Below are 14,804 nucleotides of genomic sequence, written 5' to 3'. Positions count from 1 at the left end.
TTTTTTTCTTTCCAGTCAGGAGCATTTCATGGCGGATATCGCCCTTCTCAATGATGACGCGTTTTCGCTGTCGTCGCTCAGCGCAGCCATCAACGAACAGCCGCAGGTGCCGACCCGGCTTGCGACGCTTGGCCTCTTCGAGGAAGAGGGCATCACGACCACCGTGGTGCAGATCGAGCGCGACGGCGACACGCTCGCACTGGTGCCGACCGGGCAGCGTGGTGCGTCCGGTACGGTCGTCGTGGGCAGCAAGCGCAACATGATTCCGTTCAATACGGTGCACCTGCCGCAGCGCGCAACGATTGGCGCGGACGAGATCCAGAATCTGCGTGCGTTCGGCTCCGAATCCGAGCTCGAAGCGATCCAGACGGTAGTCAACAAGCGTCTCGCCAAGATGCGCCGCCAGCTGGATGCAACGCACGAATTCCATCGCATCGGCGCGGTCAAGGGTCTGATTCTCGATGCAGACGGCAAAACGGTCGTGGCCGATCTGCTCGACCGGTTCGCGATCAGACAGACGGTGATCAGTTTCGAGCTGGGCAAGGCGGACACCGAGATTCGACTGAAGTGCGCGGATCTGCTCGACACGATCGAGGACGCGCTGGGCAACACGCCGTTTTCCGGGGTTCGCGTGCTGTGCGGGCGCAGTTTCTGGAGCCGCCTCGTCGTGATGAAGGCGATCAAGGAAACCTATCTCAATACGGCGATGGCGTCGGCGCTGCGGGGCGACGCGCGCGACACGTTCGAGTTCGGCGGCTGCACGTTCGAACGCTATCGGGGGCGCGTCGGCGACATCGGTTATGTCGCCGACGATGAGGCGTGGGCCGTGCCCGAAGGCGTGCCGGAACTGTTCATTACGCGCTTCGCGCCGGCCGACTATATGGAGACGGTCAACACGAACGGGTTGCCGTATTACGCGAAGCAGGAACTGATGGACTTCGGCAAGGGCGTCGAACTCGAGGCGCAGTCCAATCCAATTCACCTGTGCACGCGTCCGAAGGCTGTTATCCGGCTGACGGTTTAAGGAGCGCCGCATGTCGTTCCGGGATCTGGTCGCGGATCTGGATGACGCGGTGGTGCGGGACCTGGCCGACGACGATATCACCGTCGACGGCGAGCCGGTGCGCGGCATGTTCGCCGCGCCATGGCTCGGTCCGGATCTTGGTCGGCAGCGCACGCAGCTGGAACACCCGCAGGTGAGTGTGCGCGATGCCGAGGCCGCGTGTGTGGTGGAGGGCAGCATCGCGACAGTCGGTGCCGATTCATACGTCGTGTTCGAACTGCAACCTGACGGTACGGGCTGGACGACTCTGCTGTTGCGACCGCGCTGAAACTTCGACAGGGAGCGCTTGCATGGATGCACTGAAAGTCGAGATCGATGTCGGGGCAGTCACTGCGGCCCTGCAGGGCTTGTCGCCACCGGCCATGCAGGCCGCGTGGCGCCGCACGTTGCGCAAGACGGCAGCCTGGATCAAAAGCCAGACCGGCAAGGAAGTATCGAAGGGCACGCAGATCCCGCAGAAAGCGATCAGCAAGCGCCTCTATTTTTTCATGCGCTCGGCTGATACGGGCAAGGTGTGGCTCGGTCTGAATCCGGTCGAGGCGCACCGGCTCGGCTCGGTGCGCGAGACGAAGAAGGGCATGCGAGCGGGGCGCTTCACGTTCGATGGCGCATGGCGGCAGACGAAGGCGAAGCCCGATGGTGCGCTTTACCAGCGCACGGGCAAAGCCCGCACGCCGTTCGAAGTCGTGACCGTGGACTGGTCGAAGACAGGCGACCCGGCCTTCCGGCGGGCGGCAAGGATGTGTGAAGAACGCCTCATGGCGATCCTGCGTCAGGAGGTGAACTATGAGATACGGAAAGCGCTGGGAGGTGTGCGCCGTGGCAGAACTAAATAATGATGTAGCTGACGCGGCTGGCGTTGCCGACGTTGCTATCGATAGCGACGCCGGCCGTGCCGACATCCTCACGGTATTGCACGACGCGATGATCGCAGGCCTGCGCGGCCGGCTGCCGGACATCGCGCCGATCGATGCGTATCCGCGCATCGGCAAGCGGATTCCGACACCCAGCATCGCGGTTGAACTCTCGGAGATGGAACCGGGACGCGATCCGGGCACCGGGCAGACTTCACTGGTCGGACGCTTCCAGGCGCGCGCGATTGTGGATCCGCTTGAGCCGCATGCGGACCTTGCAGTACGCCGGCTTGCCGCGCGCATCGCGTGCGCGGTGCACGGCGAGACATGGGGCGTGCCTGTTACGCCTGCAAAGCTGGTGCAGATCGGCGACGACCCATTCAAACCCGAGCTGGATGCCTATCTCGTCTGGCTGGTCGAGTGGACACACGAGTTCGATGCCGGCGAGGTAGTCGCCCCCACGTTTCCGTTTCCATCATTCCCGCCGGGCGACGTATCGCACGCGCGGACCGTGGTGTGGGGCATCAGTCCGGACGTGGGCGCGGCACATGAAGTGGCCTATGTCGATCCGGCGAGTCTGGATCTGTACCACGTCGGCCTCCACGGTGAGCGCAGCGAACTGGGTACGCGTGCATGAGCGACTACGACATCGGCGAGATGGACCGGCTGATCGCGAGCATCGTCCAGGCGGGCCTGATCGACGAGGTGCAATACGATCCGCCCCGATGCCGGGTCCGCAATGGCGAGTGGGTCAGTGCACTGCTGCCATGGAAGACGTTCTCCGCCGGGCGCGTGCGGACGTGGTGTCCGCCGTCCGTCGGAGAGCAGGCCGTGGTGCTGGCGCCCTCGGGCATGCTTGCTGGCGGCTTCGTACTGGCCGGCTTTTACAGCGACACACACGGCGGTGCGAACGGTCAATGTGCGAATCTGACCGCAACGGACTATCCGGACGGCGCGCACGAGCACTACGACCACGACGCACACGAGTATGTGTTCTCAGTGCCGGCGGGAGGGCGCATCGTGTTCCGCATCGGTGGCACGCAGATGGAGCTGACCGCGCAGGGCATTACGCAAAGCACGCCTAAGCTGCTGGTCGATGCACCGGACTCGACCTTCACCGGCAACAGCACGACCGTCAAGCGGCTGACGTTTCAGGGCGGCATGACGGGCAGCAATAGCGAAGGCGGGCCGGCCTCGGAGATCGACGGCGAGGCGCATTTCACCGGTGAGGTGACCTCGCAGGGCGTGTCGCTGCCAAAGCACCGGCACAGGGAGGAGGGCGACGGCAACCTGGTGAGTCCACCGGTCAGGTCCTGATATCGCGCCGCTTTAAAGTAACTTTGGCCCCGCCAGTGTGCGGGGCTTTTGCATTGGAGTTCCACCATGCCGAAAGAACCTGTTGTGGTTGCTGACGTTCGTGCGCAAGTCGATACGTCGACGCCGGTGACGCCAGTGACATTCCTCGATCGCGTATTCCGTTCGCGCACGTTCGTGTTCGCCGACGGCAGCACCGCGCCGGTCGTCAGCAGCCAGATCACGGTGACGCTCGCGCAGCAGATCGCGGAGATCGAACGGCACGCCGATTTTGAGCGGCTTGGTGACCGCGCGGGCGACACGTTCTGATGGCACTCACCGGCATGAACCGAATGACGGGTGCACCGTTACGCGGACTCGACCACCTGCGCCAGAGCATCGGCGACATCCTGTCCACGCGGCGGGGCACGCGTCGCGAGCGACCGGACTATGGCAGTGACATTCCCGCCATGGTCGACCTGCCGGTCACGCGCGGCTGGATCTCGGCCGTGCAGGCAGAAGCCGCACGCGCGATCGGGCGCTGGGAACCGCGGATCAGGCTCTCGCGCGTGACGGTGGTGTCCGTGGTCGGGGGTGCCGTGACGTTTCGCCTGGCCGGCATCTACGCGGGTGACGACACTGTTTTTGAGGTGAGTACGTGACAACCATTGACCTGACCGCGATCGATCCACCGGACCTGGTCGATACGCTCGATTTCGAGGATATCTATCAGGAGAAGCTCGCCCACTTCCGGGCGATATACGAAGACTGGAGCGCGGCGCTCGAATCCGATCCGGTCGTCAAGCTGATCGAGCTCGCTGCGTACCGCGAGGTGCGATTGCGTGCGCGGATTAACGACGCGGCCAAGGCGGTCATGCTCGCGTTCTCGACCGGCGCGGATCTCGAACACCTCGCCGTGCTCTTCGATATCGAACGCGCTACGGTCGACCCGGGTGACCCATCCGCCAGTCCGCCTGTCGCGCCCGTGTTCGAAGGCGACGAGCGGCTCAAACTGCGCACGCAGATGTCGATGGAAACGGCGACTGTGGCCGGCCCGTCGGGCGCGTACGTGGCGCTCGCGATGAACGCGTCGCCGGATGTGCTCGACGTGTCGGTCGACCAGCCCGAAGCGGGCACGGTCAGATTGACGCTGCTCTCGGCGAAGGGCAACGGTGTGCCGGATCAGGCGCTGCTCGAGCGCGTGCGCAACGCGGTCTCGCCCGAAGACGTGCGCCCGCTCAATGACACGGTAATCACGGCCGCATCAGCCCCGCTCGACTTCGCGATCGAAGCCGATCTGTACATCGGCGAGGGTCCAGATCCGGACGTCGTGCTCAAGGCCCGGCGCGAGGCGCTGGAACTCGCCGTGGCGAAGGCGCGCAGGCTCGGCACCGGCATGTCGCTGTCGGCGATCTTCGGAGCGCTGCATCCGCCGGGCTCCGGCGTTGAAGACGTGGAACTGATCTCGCCCGCAGCGTCCGTCGTATGCCAGCGACACCAGTTCGCCAACTGCACGCGGATCCGACTGAATCCGAAGGAGGCGTGATGTCAGATCCGACTGGCAAGCCACCGACGCGACGTCTGCGCGAGCCGCTCCTGCCCGCGAACCAGACGCCGCTCGAAGCGGCGCTGGCCCGCGTGATGGAGCCCAACGTCGACCCGGAGATTCTTCGCACGCTGTGGGATGCGGATCGCTGTCCGTCCGGATGGCTGCCGTGGCTTGCGTGGGCGCTCGCGGTCGACGGCTGGGAACTCGCGGACTCGGACGAGGCGAAGCGCTCGCTCATCAAGGGTTCGCTCGAGCTCCACCGGAAGAAGGGCACGGCGTGGGCGGTGCGCGAAGTGATCCGGCGGCTCGGGTTCGGGGAGGTGACGCTGATCGAGGGGCGGCTTGCCCGCCGACGCGATGGATCGATCACGCGCAATGGCGACTACCTGCACGGATCGCGTAGCGCGTGGGCCGAATACATCGTCAAGTTGCACCAGCCGGTGACCGACGAGCAGGCTGCCCGCCTGCGCGCAGCGCTGGAGCGTTATGCGCCCGCACGCAGCCGGCTGGCGAAGCTCGAATACGTCGCAGCTGCCGCTGCCGGTGATTGACACCGGCGAGCCGTAAGAACCGTAGCAGGTAAGAACGACAGCAGAACAGAGGAGTAAAACCACATGACCGATCTTGTGGAAGTGCAGCGGTGGGAAGACGGTATCTATCAGTTTGAAACGTCCGACCCGGTGATGGGTGGCCCGGACGGCATCGACAACGTGCAGGCGAAGCAGCTCGGCAACCGGACGGCCTGGCTAAGGGCGACGGGCATTCCGCCGTGGTCCCCGAAAGTGCTTTATCCGGTCGACGCGCTCGTGCAGCAGGGCGGCCTGCTGTATCGCGCGATTCTTGCCGGTTCGAACAGTGCGCCCGAGCAGAATCCCGGACAGTGGGACGCGCCCCGCGTGGCCGGCCTCGTCTCCACGAAGGATCTGACGGTCGAGGGCGCGTCGCTGTTGCAGGGCCCGGTGACGTTCGGCAAGGGCGAAACCACGGCGTGGATCGCAGCCCAGTCGGGTGTGTCGTGGTTGCGCACGAACGGCCACATGTCGATCGGTTCAGAAAACGCCTCGGGCCTCGTCGACATCGTGGCCGGGGGCGGCACGACCCGCGTGCGGGTGCTGCCGTCCGGGCGCGTGCTGTTCGGGCTGGCCGATGACGATGGTTCGTGCATCGTGCAGGGCAGGGGCGACGCCCGCTTTACGGGCGAGATCCAGTCGGGCTCGATCAACGCGTTCCGCGCGGTCACTGGCGCGTACGGCGTATTCCTGCGCAACGACGGCAACGCCGCCTATCTGCTGCAGACGAACGCGGGTGACCTCTACGGCGGTTACAACAGTTTCCGGCCATTTTTCTGGAACCTGTCCACGGGCGCGGTGAACATCGATGAGACGGGCGCGTCGACCACGTTCGGCGGCCCGGTGACACTGAAGAACACGGGACGTCTCGCCTTGCGCGGCGACTCCGGCACGCAGCGCGAAATCCAGATCCAGACCGGCGCGAGCGTACGCTGGAAAATCTTCGGTGACGCGACGGGCGAGCCCGGCAACGGTTCGAACGCGGGCACGGATTTCTACATCCAGGCGTTCAACGATCAGGGCGGCTACCTGTGGAACCCGTTCATGATCCGGCGCGACACAGGTCGCGTGATCATGAGTCAGGGCGCGGACGTCAACACCGGCCTGGCGATCAACCGCAGCGGCGGAGAAGGCCAGATCCTGCTCGGTCCCAATGACGGCTACCTGTATGCGAACGATCAGGAAGCTGGCTGGTATTCGCCGACCCACGGGCAGTGGGCGTGGAACTTCGCGCAGAAGAACATCCGCATCGGAAACAGCTATGCCTGGCACTCGGGCAACCTGAACCCGCTCGATACGGGTAAAGGGGGATCGCTCAACGGCGACCTCAGGCTCAACACGGGCAAGGTCATCTACCTCGACGGAGGCACAGTGACTTTGCCTTCGCTGACCTTCGCGAATGACGGTGCGCCCGATACGGGGCTTTTTCACGTCACCGATGGTGTATTCGCGATCACGAACAACGGCGGCGAGACGATGCGCTTCGGTACCGACGTTGTCTCGACCCAGCGTCCGCTGCTTTCAAACGTGAAGGCGGGAACGGGTGCGAATGGTGTGTTCCATTCGACCGGCGAAAACGGTGGTGCATTTGCGGACTGGAATTCAACGCCCGCACGTATTCCTGCCTTGCAGGTCGATGCGCCCAACACCGGCGCCGCCTACATGGGCATGCGCTGGACGCGTTGGGGCGGCCGGCATTTCGCGGCGATCGATGCGTACGAAGGGGGCACGGTCACCTCGGAGCCGTCCATCGTTTTCCATATCGACGGCCGCACCAATGCGTGGTCGTTCGGCCGTAACGAGATCGCGCGCAGCGACGGCAAGACGGTATGGGGCGGCTGGAATTTCGATCCGGACAGCAAGCTCAACCGGAGTGGCGGCACGCTGACCGGACGTCTGACGCTGACCCAGCCCGGTACGTATGGCGAGATCGGCCTGAAAAGCACCGACGGCACAGCCATGTTCATGCGCGGACGCCCCGGTGGCGGTGGCATGGAGTGGGTGAACAGCGAGTACAACAGCATCCCGGCGACCCTGGACAACGGCGGCAACGTGACTTTCGCCGGCATCGTGCGGATCGCGAACGGAGGCGCCTGGGTAGCGACAAACGGCGACGTCTACGGCGCTGCGTGGGGCGGCTATCTGTCTACCGTTCTCGCTGGCAAGGCAGGCGCGGGCGCGCAGGTGCGCTGGGCGAGCGGCATCGTTGAATTCGGCGCGGTCAATGTTCACTCGGAAGGCACGGCGGATCTCGGCGACCCATGGGTCATGGTCGGGCTGCGACGCGTTGGCGACGGCGGCATTTACATCCGCGCGACGTGGTTGCGCAACCAGTAGACATGACGAAAGGACATAACGTAAATGGAACAGATGACGTACTCGCATGACATGCTCATCACCATCCTCCGGGAAAGATATCCGATGCTCGAACACGGTCGCGATTTCTATGTGGCGCACCCGGTTGACGCGCGTTCGGGCCGCCAGTGCGGCGAGCCGTTCATCGCCGTCTGGCGAAGCACCACGATTCCCCAGCCTGATGCGGACTCGCTCAGGCACGAGTTCAGTGCGAACGAAGGCATGTATCGCACGCTGCTCGCGCGTGCCTATCGTGACCGGCTGCTGGGGGCGAGCGACGCCCGCGTCAACGTGCCGCCGGATGCGCCGGAGTCGTTCAGGGCAAGCGCTGCGGCCTGGGAGCGATACCGCCAGGCGTTGCGCGATCTCACCGGGCAGCCCGGCTTTCCGTTCGACATCGAGTGGCCGGTCGAACCGGCCTGAACTGTGCTGTCGAGCTGTATCCCCAACAACAACATTTTTAATCCTGAACTGGAGTACCCGCGATGAATGTGCCCTCGGCCTTCACCCTCACATTGCCGTCCGCCGGCATGGAACTCGTTTTTTCCGCTCTGGGCGAGCTGCCTTATCGCGTCGCGCGGCCGGTGATCGAAGCGGCCAACGCGCAGATTGCCGAACAGGTTTCGGCGTATCAGCAGGCCATGCCCAACGATCAGACCACTGCGGCCAACGCGGCTACCCCGGCCAACGCCTGACGGCATCGGTCCGTCATTCAACCACAGAGACCAAACATGGCACTCAAGAAAGAAATCGTGATCGATTCGATCGGCGTCCCCGCCCAGTATCACGTCGTCGACAACGTCAACGTAAGCCGCAGTTCGAATATCACCTCGGTGGTGGTGTTGAGCTACTACACCGAGGCGATGTACAAGGCCGGCAAGAATCCGCTCGGCATGGCGACGTCGATCATGCTCACCGGTATTCCTGAGGCGGGTTCGGATCCGTTCCGTTACGCCGAGCAGCTGCTCGCACAGGCGGAACCGGCTGACGGCAAGGAAGATACGACGCTGTACCCGGGCATCCAGAACCGCTATCTGTATGCCGGCGCGCAGATCGTGCCGGATGCGGCGCACGACGCACCGGCCTGATTGCTCCGGGCTCGCCGCGCAGACACCGTTCTGCATTACTGCATCACCCGAAACAGCCGTCCGGATCTGGTCCGCGACGGCTTCTTTTTTATGGAGAGCCCGCATGGGTGCAACATCGTTTTTCCACGGCGTCACGGTGTCGCTGGTCGACAGCGGCCCGCGCACGATCGCCGTGCCGTCGTCGTCGATCGTGGGCCTCGTCGACACCTATACGCCCGGCGCCGATCGGGCTGCGCCCAACGTGCCGGTGCAACTCACAAGTTACCGCGAAGCGGTGGCTGCATTCGGCGAAACCAGCGCGGTCGCCAAAGCCGCCCGCGCCATCTACGCGCAGAGCAAGGCGGTGGTCGTCGCGACTGGCGTGGCGGCCGGTGGAGAGGCGCCCGCGCTCACGTCGGCCATCATCGGTGGCGTCAGTGCCGGCGGCGCACGCACCGGTCTGCAGTCGCTGCTCGATGCGAAGTCGAAATACAACGTGCAGCCACGGCTGCTGCTCGCGCCCGGCTTCTCGTCGACGCAGGCGGTGGCGACCGCGATGGACTCTCTCGCGGGCAAGCTGCGTGCGATCGGTATCGTCGACGGGCCGAATATCGACGACGAGGCGGCGATTGCGTACGCGAAGAACTTCGGCAGCAAACGCCTCTATATGGTCGACCCGGGCGCGATGCTGTGGGACACGACGGCGAACGCGGATGTGGATGCGCCGGCTTCGTCGTTCGCAGCGGGCCTCTTCTGCCAGACCGATGCGAACGTTGGTTTCTGGGCGTCGCCGTCGAACAAGGAAATCACCGATATCACCGGTACGAAGCGCCCGATCGAATTCCTCGATGGCGATGAGACGTGTCGCGCGAACCTGCTGAACCACGCGAACATCGCGACGATCATCCGTGATGGCGGATACCGGCTGTGGGGCAACCGCACGCTGTCGGCCGACGCGAAGTGGAAATTTGTCACGCGCGTGCGCACGCTCGACATCGTGATGGACGCGGTGCTGGCGGGTCACAAATGGGCGGTCGACCGCGGTATCACCGGCACCTACGTCGATGATGTCACGAAGGGTCTGCAGGCGTTCATGCGCGACCTCAAGAACAAGGGGGCGGTGATCAACTTCGAGGTCTATGCGGATCCGGAGCTAAACACCGCCTCGCAGATCGCGGACGGCAAGGTGTACTGGAATATCCGCTTCACCGACGTGCCGCCCGCAGAAAACCCGAACTTCCGCTTCGAGGTCACCGACCAGTGGCTGACCGAAGTACTCGATACCAACTCGTAACACCAACCCATAAGTCAACCTATAACGAGGTGATCCGTGATCCCGGAAACACTCTATAACTTTAACGCGTACGTCGACGGCCGGGGCTTCGCCGGCCGTGTGACGCAATGCACGTTGCCGAAGCTGAAACTCAAGACGGACGATCATCGCGCGGGCGGCATGGATGCCCCCGTCAAGGTCGATCTCGGCATGGAGGGGCTCGAGGCCGGGTTCCAGATGTCGACGATGGAGCGCGATGCCCTGAAGTTCTTTGGACTGGCCGATGCGACCGCGTTTAACGGTGTCTTTCGTGGGGCGTTCCGCGACACGAAGGGCGCGACGAAGGCCGTGGCGGCAACGTTCCGGGGCATGCTCTCGGAAGTGGATCCGGGTGACTGGAAGCCGGGGGAGAAGGTCGATGCGAAATTCACGGCGTCGCTCACCTACTACAAGCTCGAGATCGACGGTGCGACGGTGTACGAGATCGACGTGCTGGGCATGGTGCGAATCATTAACGGCGTGGACCAGCTCGCGGACATCCGCAAGGCCATCGGCATGTAAGTGTTGCGACATCGCAGCAGCAAGGCAACTTTAATCTGAACGGTGGGCCACGAATTGCACGTGGTCCGCCGTTGTTGTTTGGAGAGTGAATAAATGGAAAGCACACAAGGCACGACGCCGGCAGTATCGGAAGCTCCGGCATCGTCGGCAGTATCGGGTCTCATCGACAGCGTGACCGTCAGACTGAATTACCCGACCGAGTTCGATGGTGTCCTGCGCGATACGCTGATCTTCCGCCGACCGAAGGTGCGCGACATGCGTGCCGCACAGAAGGTCGCGCCGGGCGACGAAGAGGCGCAGGAGCTGGCGATCTTCGCGACGCTCGCGGGTGTTTCGCCGACGGATCTGGAGGGCCTGGACCTGGGTGATTATCACCGTGTCCAGGACGCCTACTTTCGCCTCACATCCGCTCGTGCGGATGGACAGCAGAACGCTCAAGGCGCTCGCAAAGCGGTTGCTTAAGGAGTACCTCGTGCCGCCGCCTGCCGTCGACGACATGGCTCTCGACGACGTGATCTGGTGGCTGACCGATTGAGGGCCATTAGATGAATGGCTCGGTGGCTTGAGCAGCCGTTACGGAAAACGGGAGAGACATGGCAAACGACATTGCACTCGGGATTGTCATCGGCGGGGCGGTCTCGGCGAGCTTTGGCCGGGCCATCACCGAGACCAGTTCGCGTATCACGGGGCTGAAGAAAACCGCGAGCGAAACACGCCTGTGGCAACGCACGATCGGCGAGACGGTCAGGCTGCAGGATGAATTCCGCCGGCTGCATGCGGCGGGCGATCGTGCGGCCGATGGTATCCGGCGGCGCATCGAATCGAACATGCGCTCGTTGCGCGAGAACGGTGTCGAGGTCGACCGGCTTGACCGTGCTTATGCGCGGCTCGGGCGCACCGCACGCGGGCTCGAACTGAAAGCGACCGGGCAGGAGCGGCTCGCTGCCGGCCGCGACGGCGCACGCGGCGCGATCGGCGACGCCGTGAAGTTCTCGGCGGCGGTGGCCGTGCCAGCAACGATCGCAGCGGACTATCAGGCGATCATCCGCGACATTGCGATCAAGGCCGGCATTGCCCGCACCGCGCAGGAGGCGTCGATGGGCGAGCGCATCCGGCGCGATGCGCGCGATAACGGCATCGGCCGCAACGTGCTTGCCGAGGCCGTCAACCAGATGGTGGCGGGCGGCATGGACGTGAGTCGTGCACTGGATTTTGCGCCGCTCGCGGCGAAGTTCTCGATCGGGCAGGGGGCGACCACCGTGGAGACCGCGCGGATGATCCAGGCGCTGCAGCAGAACGCGAAGATCGCGGATCCGCAGCAGATGCAGAAAGCGTTCGAGGCCATTGCGTTTCTCGGCAAGGAGGGTTCGTTCGAATCGGCGGACATGGCCCGCTGGTTTCCGGTGCTGCTCGCCGAGATGCAGAAGATCGGCATCTCGGGGCAGGACTCGGTGACGCAGCTGGGCGCGATGTTGCAGGTGCAGATGAAGACGGCGGGTAACGCCGACGAAGCCGCGAATAACCTCAAAAACTGGTTCTCGAAGATCGGATCGAATGAAACCGCGAGCAACTATAAAAAGGCCGGCGTCGACTACGAGGCGAAGATGCGCGAGGCGATCGGCAAGGGCTGGTCGACGCTCGAGGCTTCCTTCGTTCTCGCGCGCGCCTATACCGAGCGTGTCGATCCCGCCAAGGCCAGGCAGCTTGCCAATGCAGCGAAGGACATAAACGGCGAAACGGATCCGCAGAAGCGTCGCGCGCAGATCGCGGCCTTCGAAGACACGATGAAGACGGGGGACCTCTTCACGGACATGCAGGTCAAGGCTGCGTTGACCGCGTATCTGCAGAACGCAGACCTGTACCAGCGCCTGAAGAAGGAATCGTCACAGGCGACCGGTGAGATCGCGAAGGATCTTGCCGACCGGCGTGACTCGTCGAAACAGGTGTGGAGCGAAGTCGGCCAGCAGTGGAACGATGCGATGCGCAGCATCGGCGACGCACTGCGGCCGGTGACGGACGCCGTCGGCCACGCGACGAAGGCAGCCGGCACGGGCCTCGCGAAGATGACGGACGCGGCACCGAAGGCGACGATGGCGGTGGCTGGGGTCGCTGCGGGGTTGATCGCGTGGCGCGGGGCAAAGTCGCTTTGGGGCGTTGGTCGGGGCGCACTCGATATCGCGCGCGGATCGATCCTGGTTGCGCGGGGTGGCAAAGCGGGCGGTGCGGGCAAGGGCGGCGGCAATGGTGGTGTATCGGGCGTTGCCGGCCGCGCACTGGAGGCGCTGGGTGGTGCCGGGGTATCGGGCGGTGTGCAGCGCGTGTTCGTGGTCAACCTGCCAGGCGGAGCTGGTGGCGGTGTTAGTGGTGGAGTGGCAGGGGCAGCCGCTGATATCGCTGGCGATATGGCAGGCGCCGGTAAGGCTGGGGCGGCTGGCCGTGCGGGGCGTGCCGGCCGGCTCGGGCGCGTGTTCGGCGCAGCGCGCGTTTTCGCTGGCCGTATCCTGCCTCGCGTTTTGCCCTACGCGGGGAAGCTGGCGATGGCGGGCTCTGTCCTGAAGCTTGGTCTGGCTGCGACCGATGCGTATGCGGTGGCGAACAGCCACGATACGCGTGCGGCGAAGGCGCAGGGTTTTGCGGGCATTGCCGGCAATCTCGCCGGCGGTCTGCTGGGTGCAAAGATCGGCGCGACCGTCGGTGCGCTCGGTGGCCCGATCGGTGTGGCCATCGGGGGCGTGGTCGGGGGAGCGCTGGGCACGTTCGCCGGCGGCAAGGTACTGCGCGCGGTCACGAAGTGGGTCTGGCCGGGGAGCGGAAATGAGAGTGCTCGCGCTGGTCCGCAGGCGACGGTGGCCGATGCGCTTGCGAAGGCGAAGGCACTTCAGAAAACAGCGGGCGCGGACAGACCGGTGACGAAGATCGACCAGCAGAACACCTTCGCGCCGGTATTCCACGTGACGCTTCAGGGTGCGTCGGATAACGACGTGGCCGACCGCTTTCTTGCGAAGGTGTCGCCGCAACTGCAGCGGCTGATGAAGGACGAGCTCGCGCGCAGCAATCGCTCGGCGATGTTCGATGCGCCACATCTTTAGTCGGATTGGTCACCAATCGGGGGACACGGAATGGAATTTGAACGACAGATCTCGCAGGCCGCGACGCAGGCGAGCATCGCCACCGAGCGCGTGCGCAACATGAGCCGTGTGTACGAGCGCAACCGGGTGGCCAGCGCCAACACGGTCGCCGTCCTGCAGAAGCTGGCGACCGGCAATCTGGCGAATGCGGCCGAATTGCTCTCCGGTGCAGGCAGTGCCCTGTCCGTGGCCGGCGATCTCAATCCGAAGGTCGGCACGGTACTGCGCAGTTTCAATGCCGTGCAGTCCTCGATGGGCAGCGTGCTTCGCATGGCGGACGCGGCCAGCAATCCTGTCATCCGGTCGGCGGCCGGCACGGTCACCAGCGCGCTTGGCGATGTACGCATGAAGTTCAACGCGTGGGCCGGCGCCAAGGATCTGGCGGGTCCGGGCCAGCTGCCTTCGCCATTGACGGGCTCGTTTGCGGCATCGTCAGGCGCGGGCGGACTGCTTTCCGGGTTATCTGCGGGGGCATCAGCCGCGACGCCGCATCTGATGACGCTCAGTTCCGACGCGGGCGATACGTTCCACTTCAACCTGTCCACCGCGGCGTTCGACAGGCTGCGGCGGACCACGAAATACAAGGTCGCCTCGCAGGAACGTCTGAACCGTCCGGAGGCGCTGCAGGCCGTCAGTCAGGGGGGCGAGACGATCACGCTGTCGGGTGTGGTGTTCGCTGCGGTACAAGCCGGCGCGGGCCAGTTGAAAGCGCTGCGCGCAATCGGTGCGCGGCTGGTGCCGGTCCAGTTGACCACTGGTTACGGCGAGGTACTGGGCCGCTGGTATCTGCAGGGTGTCGACGAGGAACAGGAGGCGCTCATGTCGGACGGTGCGCCGCGCAAGCAGACTTTCAGCCTGGAGTTCGGCCGCTATGGCGAAGACTATAAGAACGTCTGAGGGCGATGTGCTCGACACGATCTGTCAGGCCTTCTATGGGCGCGTGACCGGCATGGTGGAGGCCGTGTACGCGGCCAACCCTGGGCTCGCCCGGCACGAGCAACCCTTTGCGGCCGGCATCATCATCACGTTGCCCGAGATTGAAGTACAGCGCGACGAACCGGTGCAGTTATGGACCTAGCGCATGAACAGGGC

The 14,804-nt window shown here is 64.5% G+C and carries 19 protein-coding genes; all 19 read left to right on the top strand.

All coding sequences use genetic code 11. The annotated features are described in order from the left end of the window. The first annotated feature begins 28 nt into the window (after positions 1-28). The gene (locus FA94_RS02300) at positions 29-1,024 is read left to right on the top strand and encodes a major capsid protein (RefSeq protein WP_035546369.1); all 996 of its coding nucleotides are present in this window, start codon (positions 29-31) and stop codon (positions 1,022-1,024) included. 10 nt (positions 1,025-1,034) lie between these two features. After that, positions 1,035-1,331, top strand: coding sequence for a head-tail joining protein (locus FA94_RS02295; RefSeq protein WP_035546367.1), 297 nt, complete (start codon positions 1,035-1,037; stop codon positions 1,329-1,331). Between the two features lie 22 nt (positions 1,332-1,353). Beyond that, positions 1,354-1,899: a phage tail protein gene (locus tag FA94_RS02290; protein WP_035546365.1), complete on the top strand. Its 546-nt coding sequence runs from the start codon at positions 1,354-1,356 to the stop codon at positions 1,897-1,899. 88 nt (positions 1,900-1,987) lie between these two features. Then, entirely contained in the window at positions 1,988-2,554 is a 567-nt protein-coding gene (locus FA94_RS02285) for a hypothetical protein (protein ID WP_231584876.1), read from the top strand. Beyond that, on the top strand, positions 2,551-3,234 hold the full coding sequence (locus FA94_RS02280; protein WP_035546363.1) for a phage baseplate assembly protein V: 684 nt from the start codon (positions 2,551-2,553) through the stop codon (positions 3,232-3,234). The genes FA94_RS02285 and FA94_RS02280 overlap by 4 nt, the downstream gene beginning before the upstream one ends. A 66-nt stretch (positions 3,235-3,300) precedes the next feature. After that, positions 3,301-3,540 carry a hypothetical protein gene (locus FA94_RS02275; RefSeq protein WP_035546361.1) on the top strand — a complete coding sequence of 80 codons (240 nt, stop codon included), beginning with the start codon at positions 3,301-3,303 and terminating at the stop codon, positions 3,538-3,540. Beyond that, positions 3,540-3,872 (top strand): GPW/gp25 family protein, encoded by a 333-nt coding sequence (locus tag FA94_RS02270; protein WP_035546359.1) that lies wholly within the window; start codon positions 3,540-3,542, stop codon positions 3,870-3,872. The genes FA94_RS02275 and FA94_RS02270 overlap by 1 nt, the downstream gene beginning before the upstream one ends. Then, positions 3,869-4,756, top strand: a complete 888-nt coding sequence (locus FA94_RS02265) for a baseplate assembly protein (RefSeq protein ID WP_035546358.1) — start codon at positions 3,869-3,871, stop codon at positions 4,754-4,756. Before FA94_RS02270 ends, FA94_RS02265 begins: the two co-directional genes overlap by 4 nt. Continuing rightward, complete coding sequence (locus FA94_RS02260) at positions 4,756-5,310, top strand: phage tail protein I (RefSeq protein WP_081935644.1); 555 nt, start codon at positions 4,756-4,758, stop codon at positions 5,308-5,310. The genes FA94_RS02265 and FA94_RS02260 overlap by 1 nt, the downstream gene beginning before the upstream one ends. Before the next feature lie 63 nt (positions 5,311-5,373). Then, positions 5,374-7,665 carry a phage tail fiber protein gene (locus FA94_RS37155; RefSeq protein WP_051980306.1) on the top strand — a complete coding sequence of 764 codons (2,292 nt, stop codon included), beginning with the start codon at positions 5,374-5,376 and terminating at the stop codon, positions 7,663-7,665. A gap of 24 nt (positions 7,666-7,689) precedes the next feature. Beyond that, positions 7,690-8,106: an XkdW family protein gene (locus tag FA94_RS37150; protein ID WP_051980305.1), complete on the top strand. Its 417-nt coding sequence runs from the start codon at positions 7,690-7,692 to the stop codon at positions 8,104-8,106. 62 nt (positions 8,107-8,168) lie between these two features. Beyond that, positions 8,169-8,378, top strand: coding sequence for a hypothetical protein (locus FA94_RS02245; RefSeq protein WP_035546356.1), 210 nt, complete (start codon positions 8,169-8,171; stop codon positions 8,376-8,378). Positions 8,379-8,414: 36 nt separating this feature from the next. Next, positions 8,415-8,771, top strand: coding sequence for a hypothetical protein (locus FA94_RS02240; RefSeq protein ID WP_035546355.1), 357 nt, complete (start codon positions 8,415-8,417; stop codon positions 8,769-8,771). Positions 8,772-8,874: 103 nt separating this feature from the next. Continuing rightward, positions 8,875-10,044 (top strand): phage tail sheath subtilisin-like domain-containing protein, encoded by a 1,170-nt coding sequence (locus FA94_RS02235; RefSeq protein WP_035546354.1) that lies wholly within the window; start codon positions 8,875-8,877, stop codon positions 10,042-10,044. A gap of 36 nt (positions 10,045-10,080) precedes the next feature. Next, positions 10,081-10,584, top strand: a complete 504-nt coding sequence (locus FA94_RS02230; protein WP_035546352.1) for a phage major tail tube protein — start codon at positions 10,081-10,083, stop codon at positions 10,582-10,584. A gap of 93 nt (positions 10,585-10,677) precedes the next feature. Further along, positions 10,678-11,046, top strand: a complete 369-nt coding sequence (locus tag FA94_RS02225; RefSeq protein ID WP_231584833.1) for a phage tail assembly protein — start codon at positions 10,678-10,680, stop codon at positions 11,044-11,046. 131 nt (positions 11,047-11,177) lie between these two features. After that, on the top strand, positions 11,178-13,673 hold the full coding sequence (locus tag FA94_RS02220) for a phage tail tape measure protein (protein ID WP_035546350.1): 2,496 nt from the start codon (positions 11,178-11,180) through the stop codon (positions 13,671-13,673). Positions 13,674-13,703: 30 nt separating this feature from the next. Further along, entirely contained in the window at positions 13,704-14,609 is a 906-nt protein-coding gene (locus FA94_RS02215; RefSeq protein ID WP_035546349.1) for a phage tail protein, read from the top strand. After that, positions 14,584-14,790 (top strand): tail protein X, encoded by a 207-nt coding sequence (locus FA94_RS02210; protein WP_035546348.1) that lies wholly within the window; start codon positions 14,584-14,586, stop codon positions 14,788-14,790. Before FA94_RS02215 ends, FA94_RS02210 begins: the two co-directional genes overlap by 26 nt. The last annotated feature ends 14 nt before the right edge of the window (positions 14,791-14,804 follow it).

This window comes from Burkholderia sp. 9120, assembly GCF_000745015.1.
GTDB lineage: Bacteria > Pseudomonadota > Gammaproteobacteria > Burkholderiales > Burkholderiaceae > Paraburkholderia.
The sequence above is the reverse complement of the archived record's forward strand: the minus strand, read 5'-3'. Positions and strand labels throughout refer to the sequence as shown.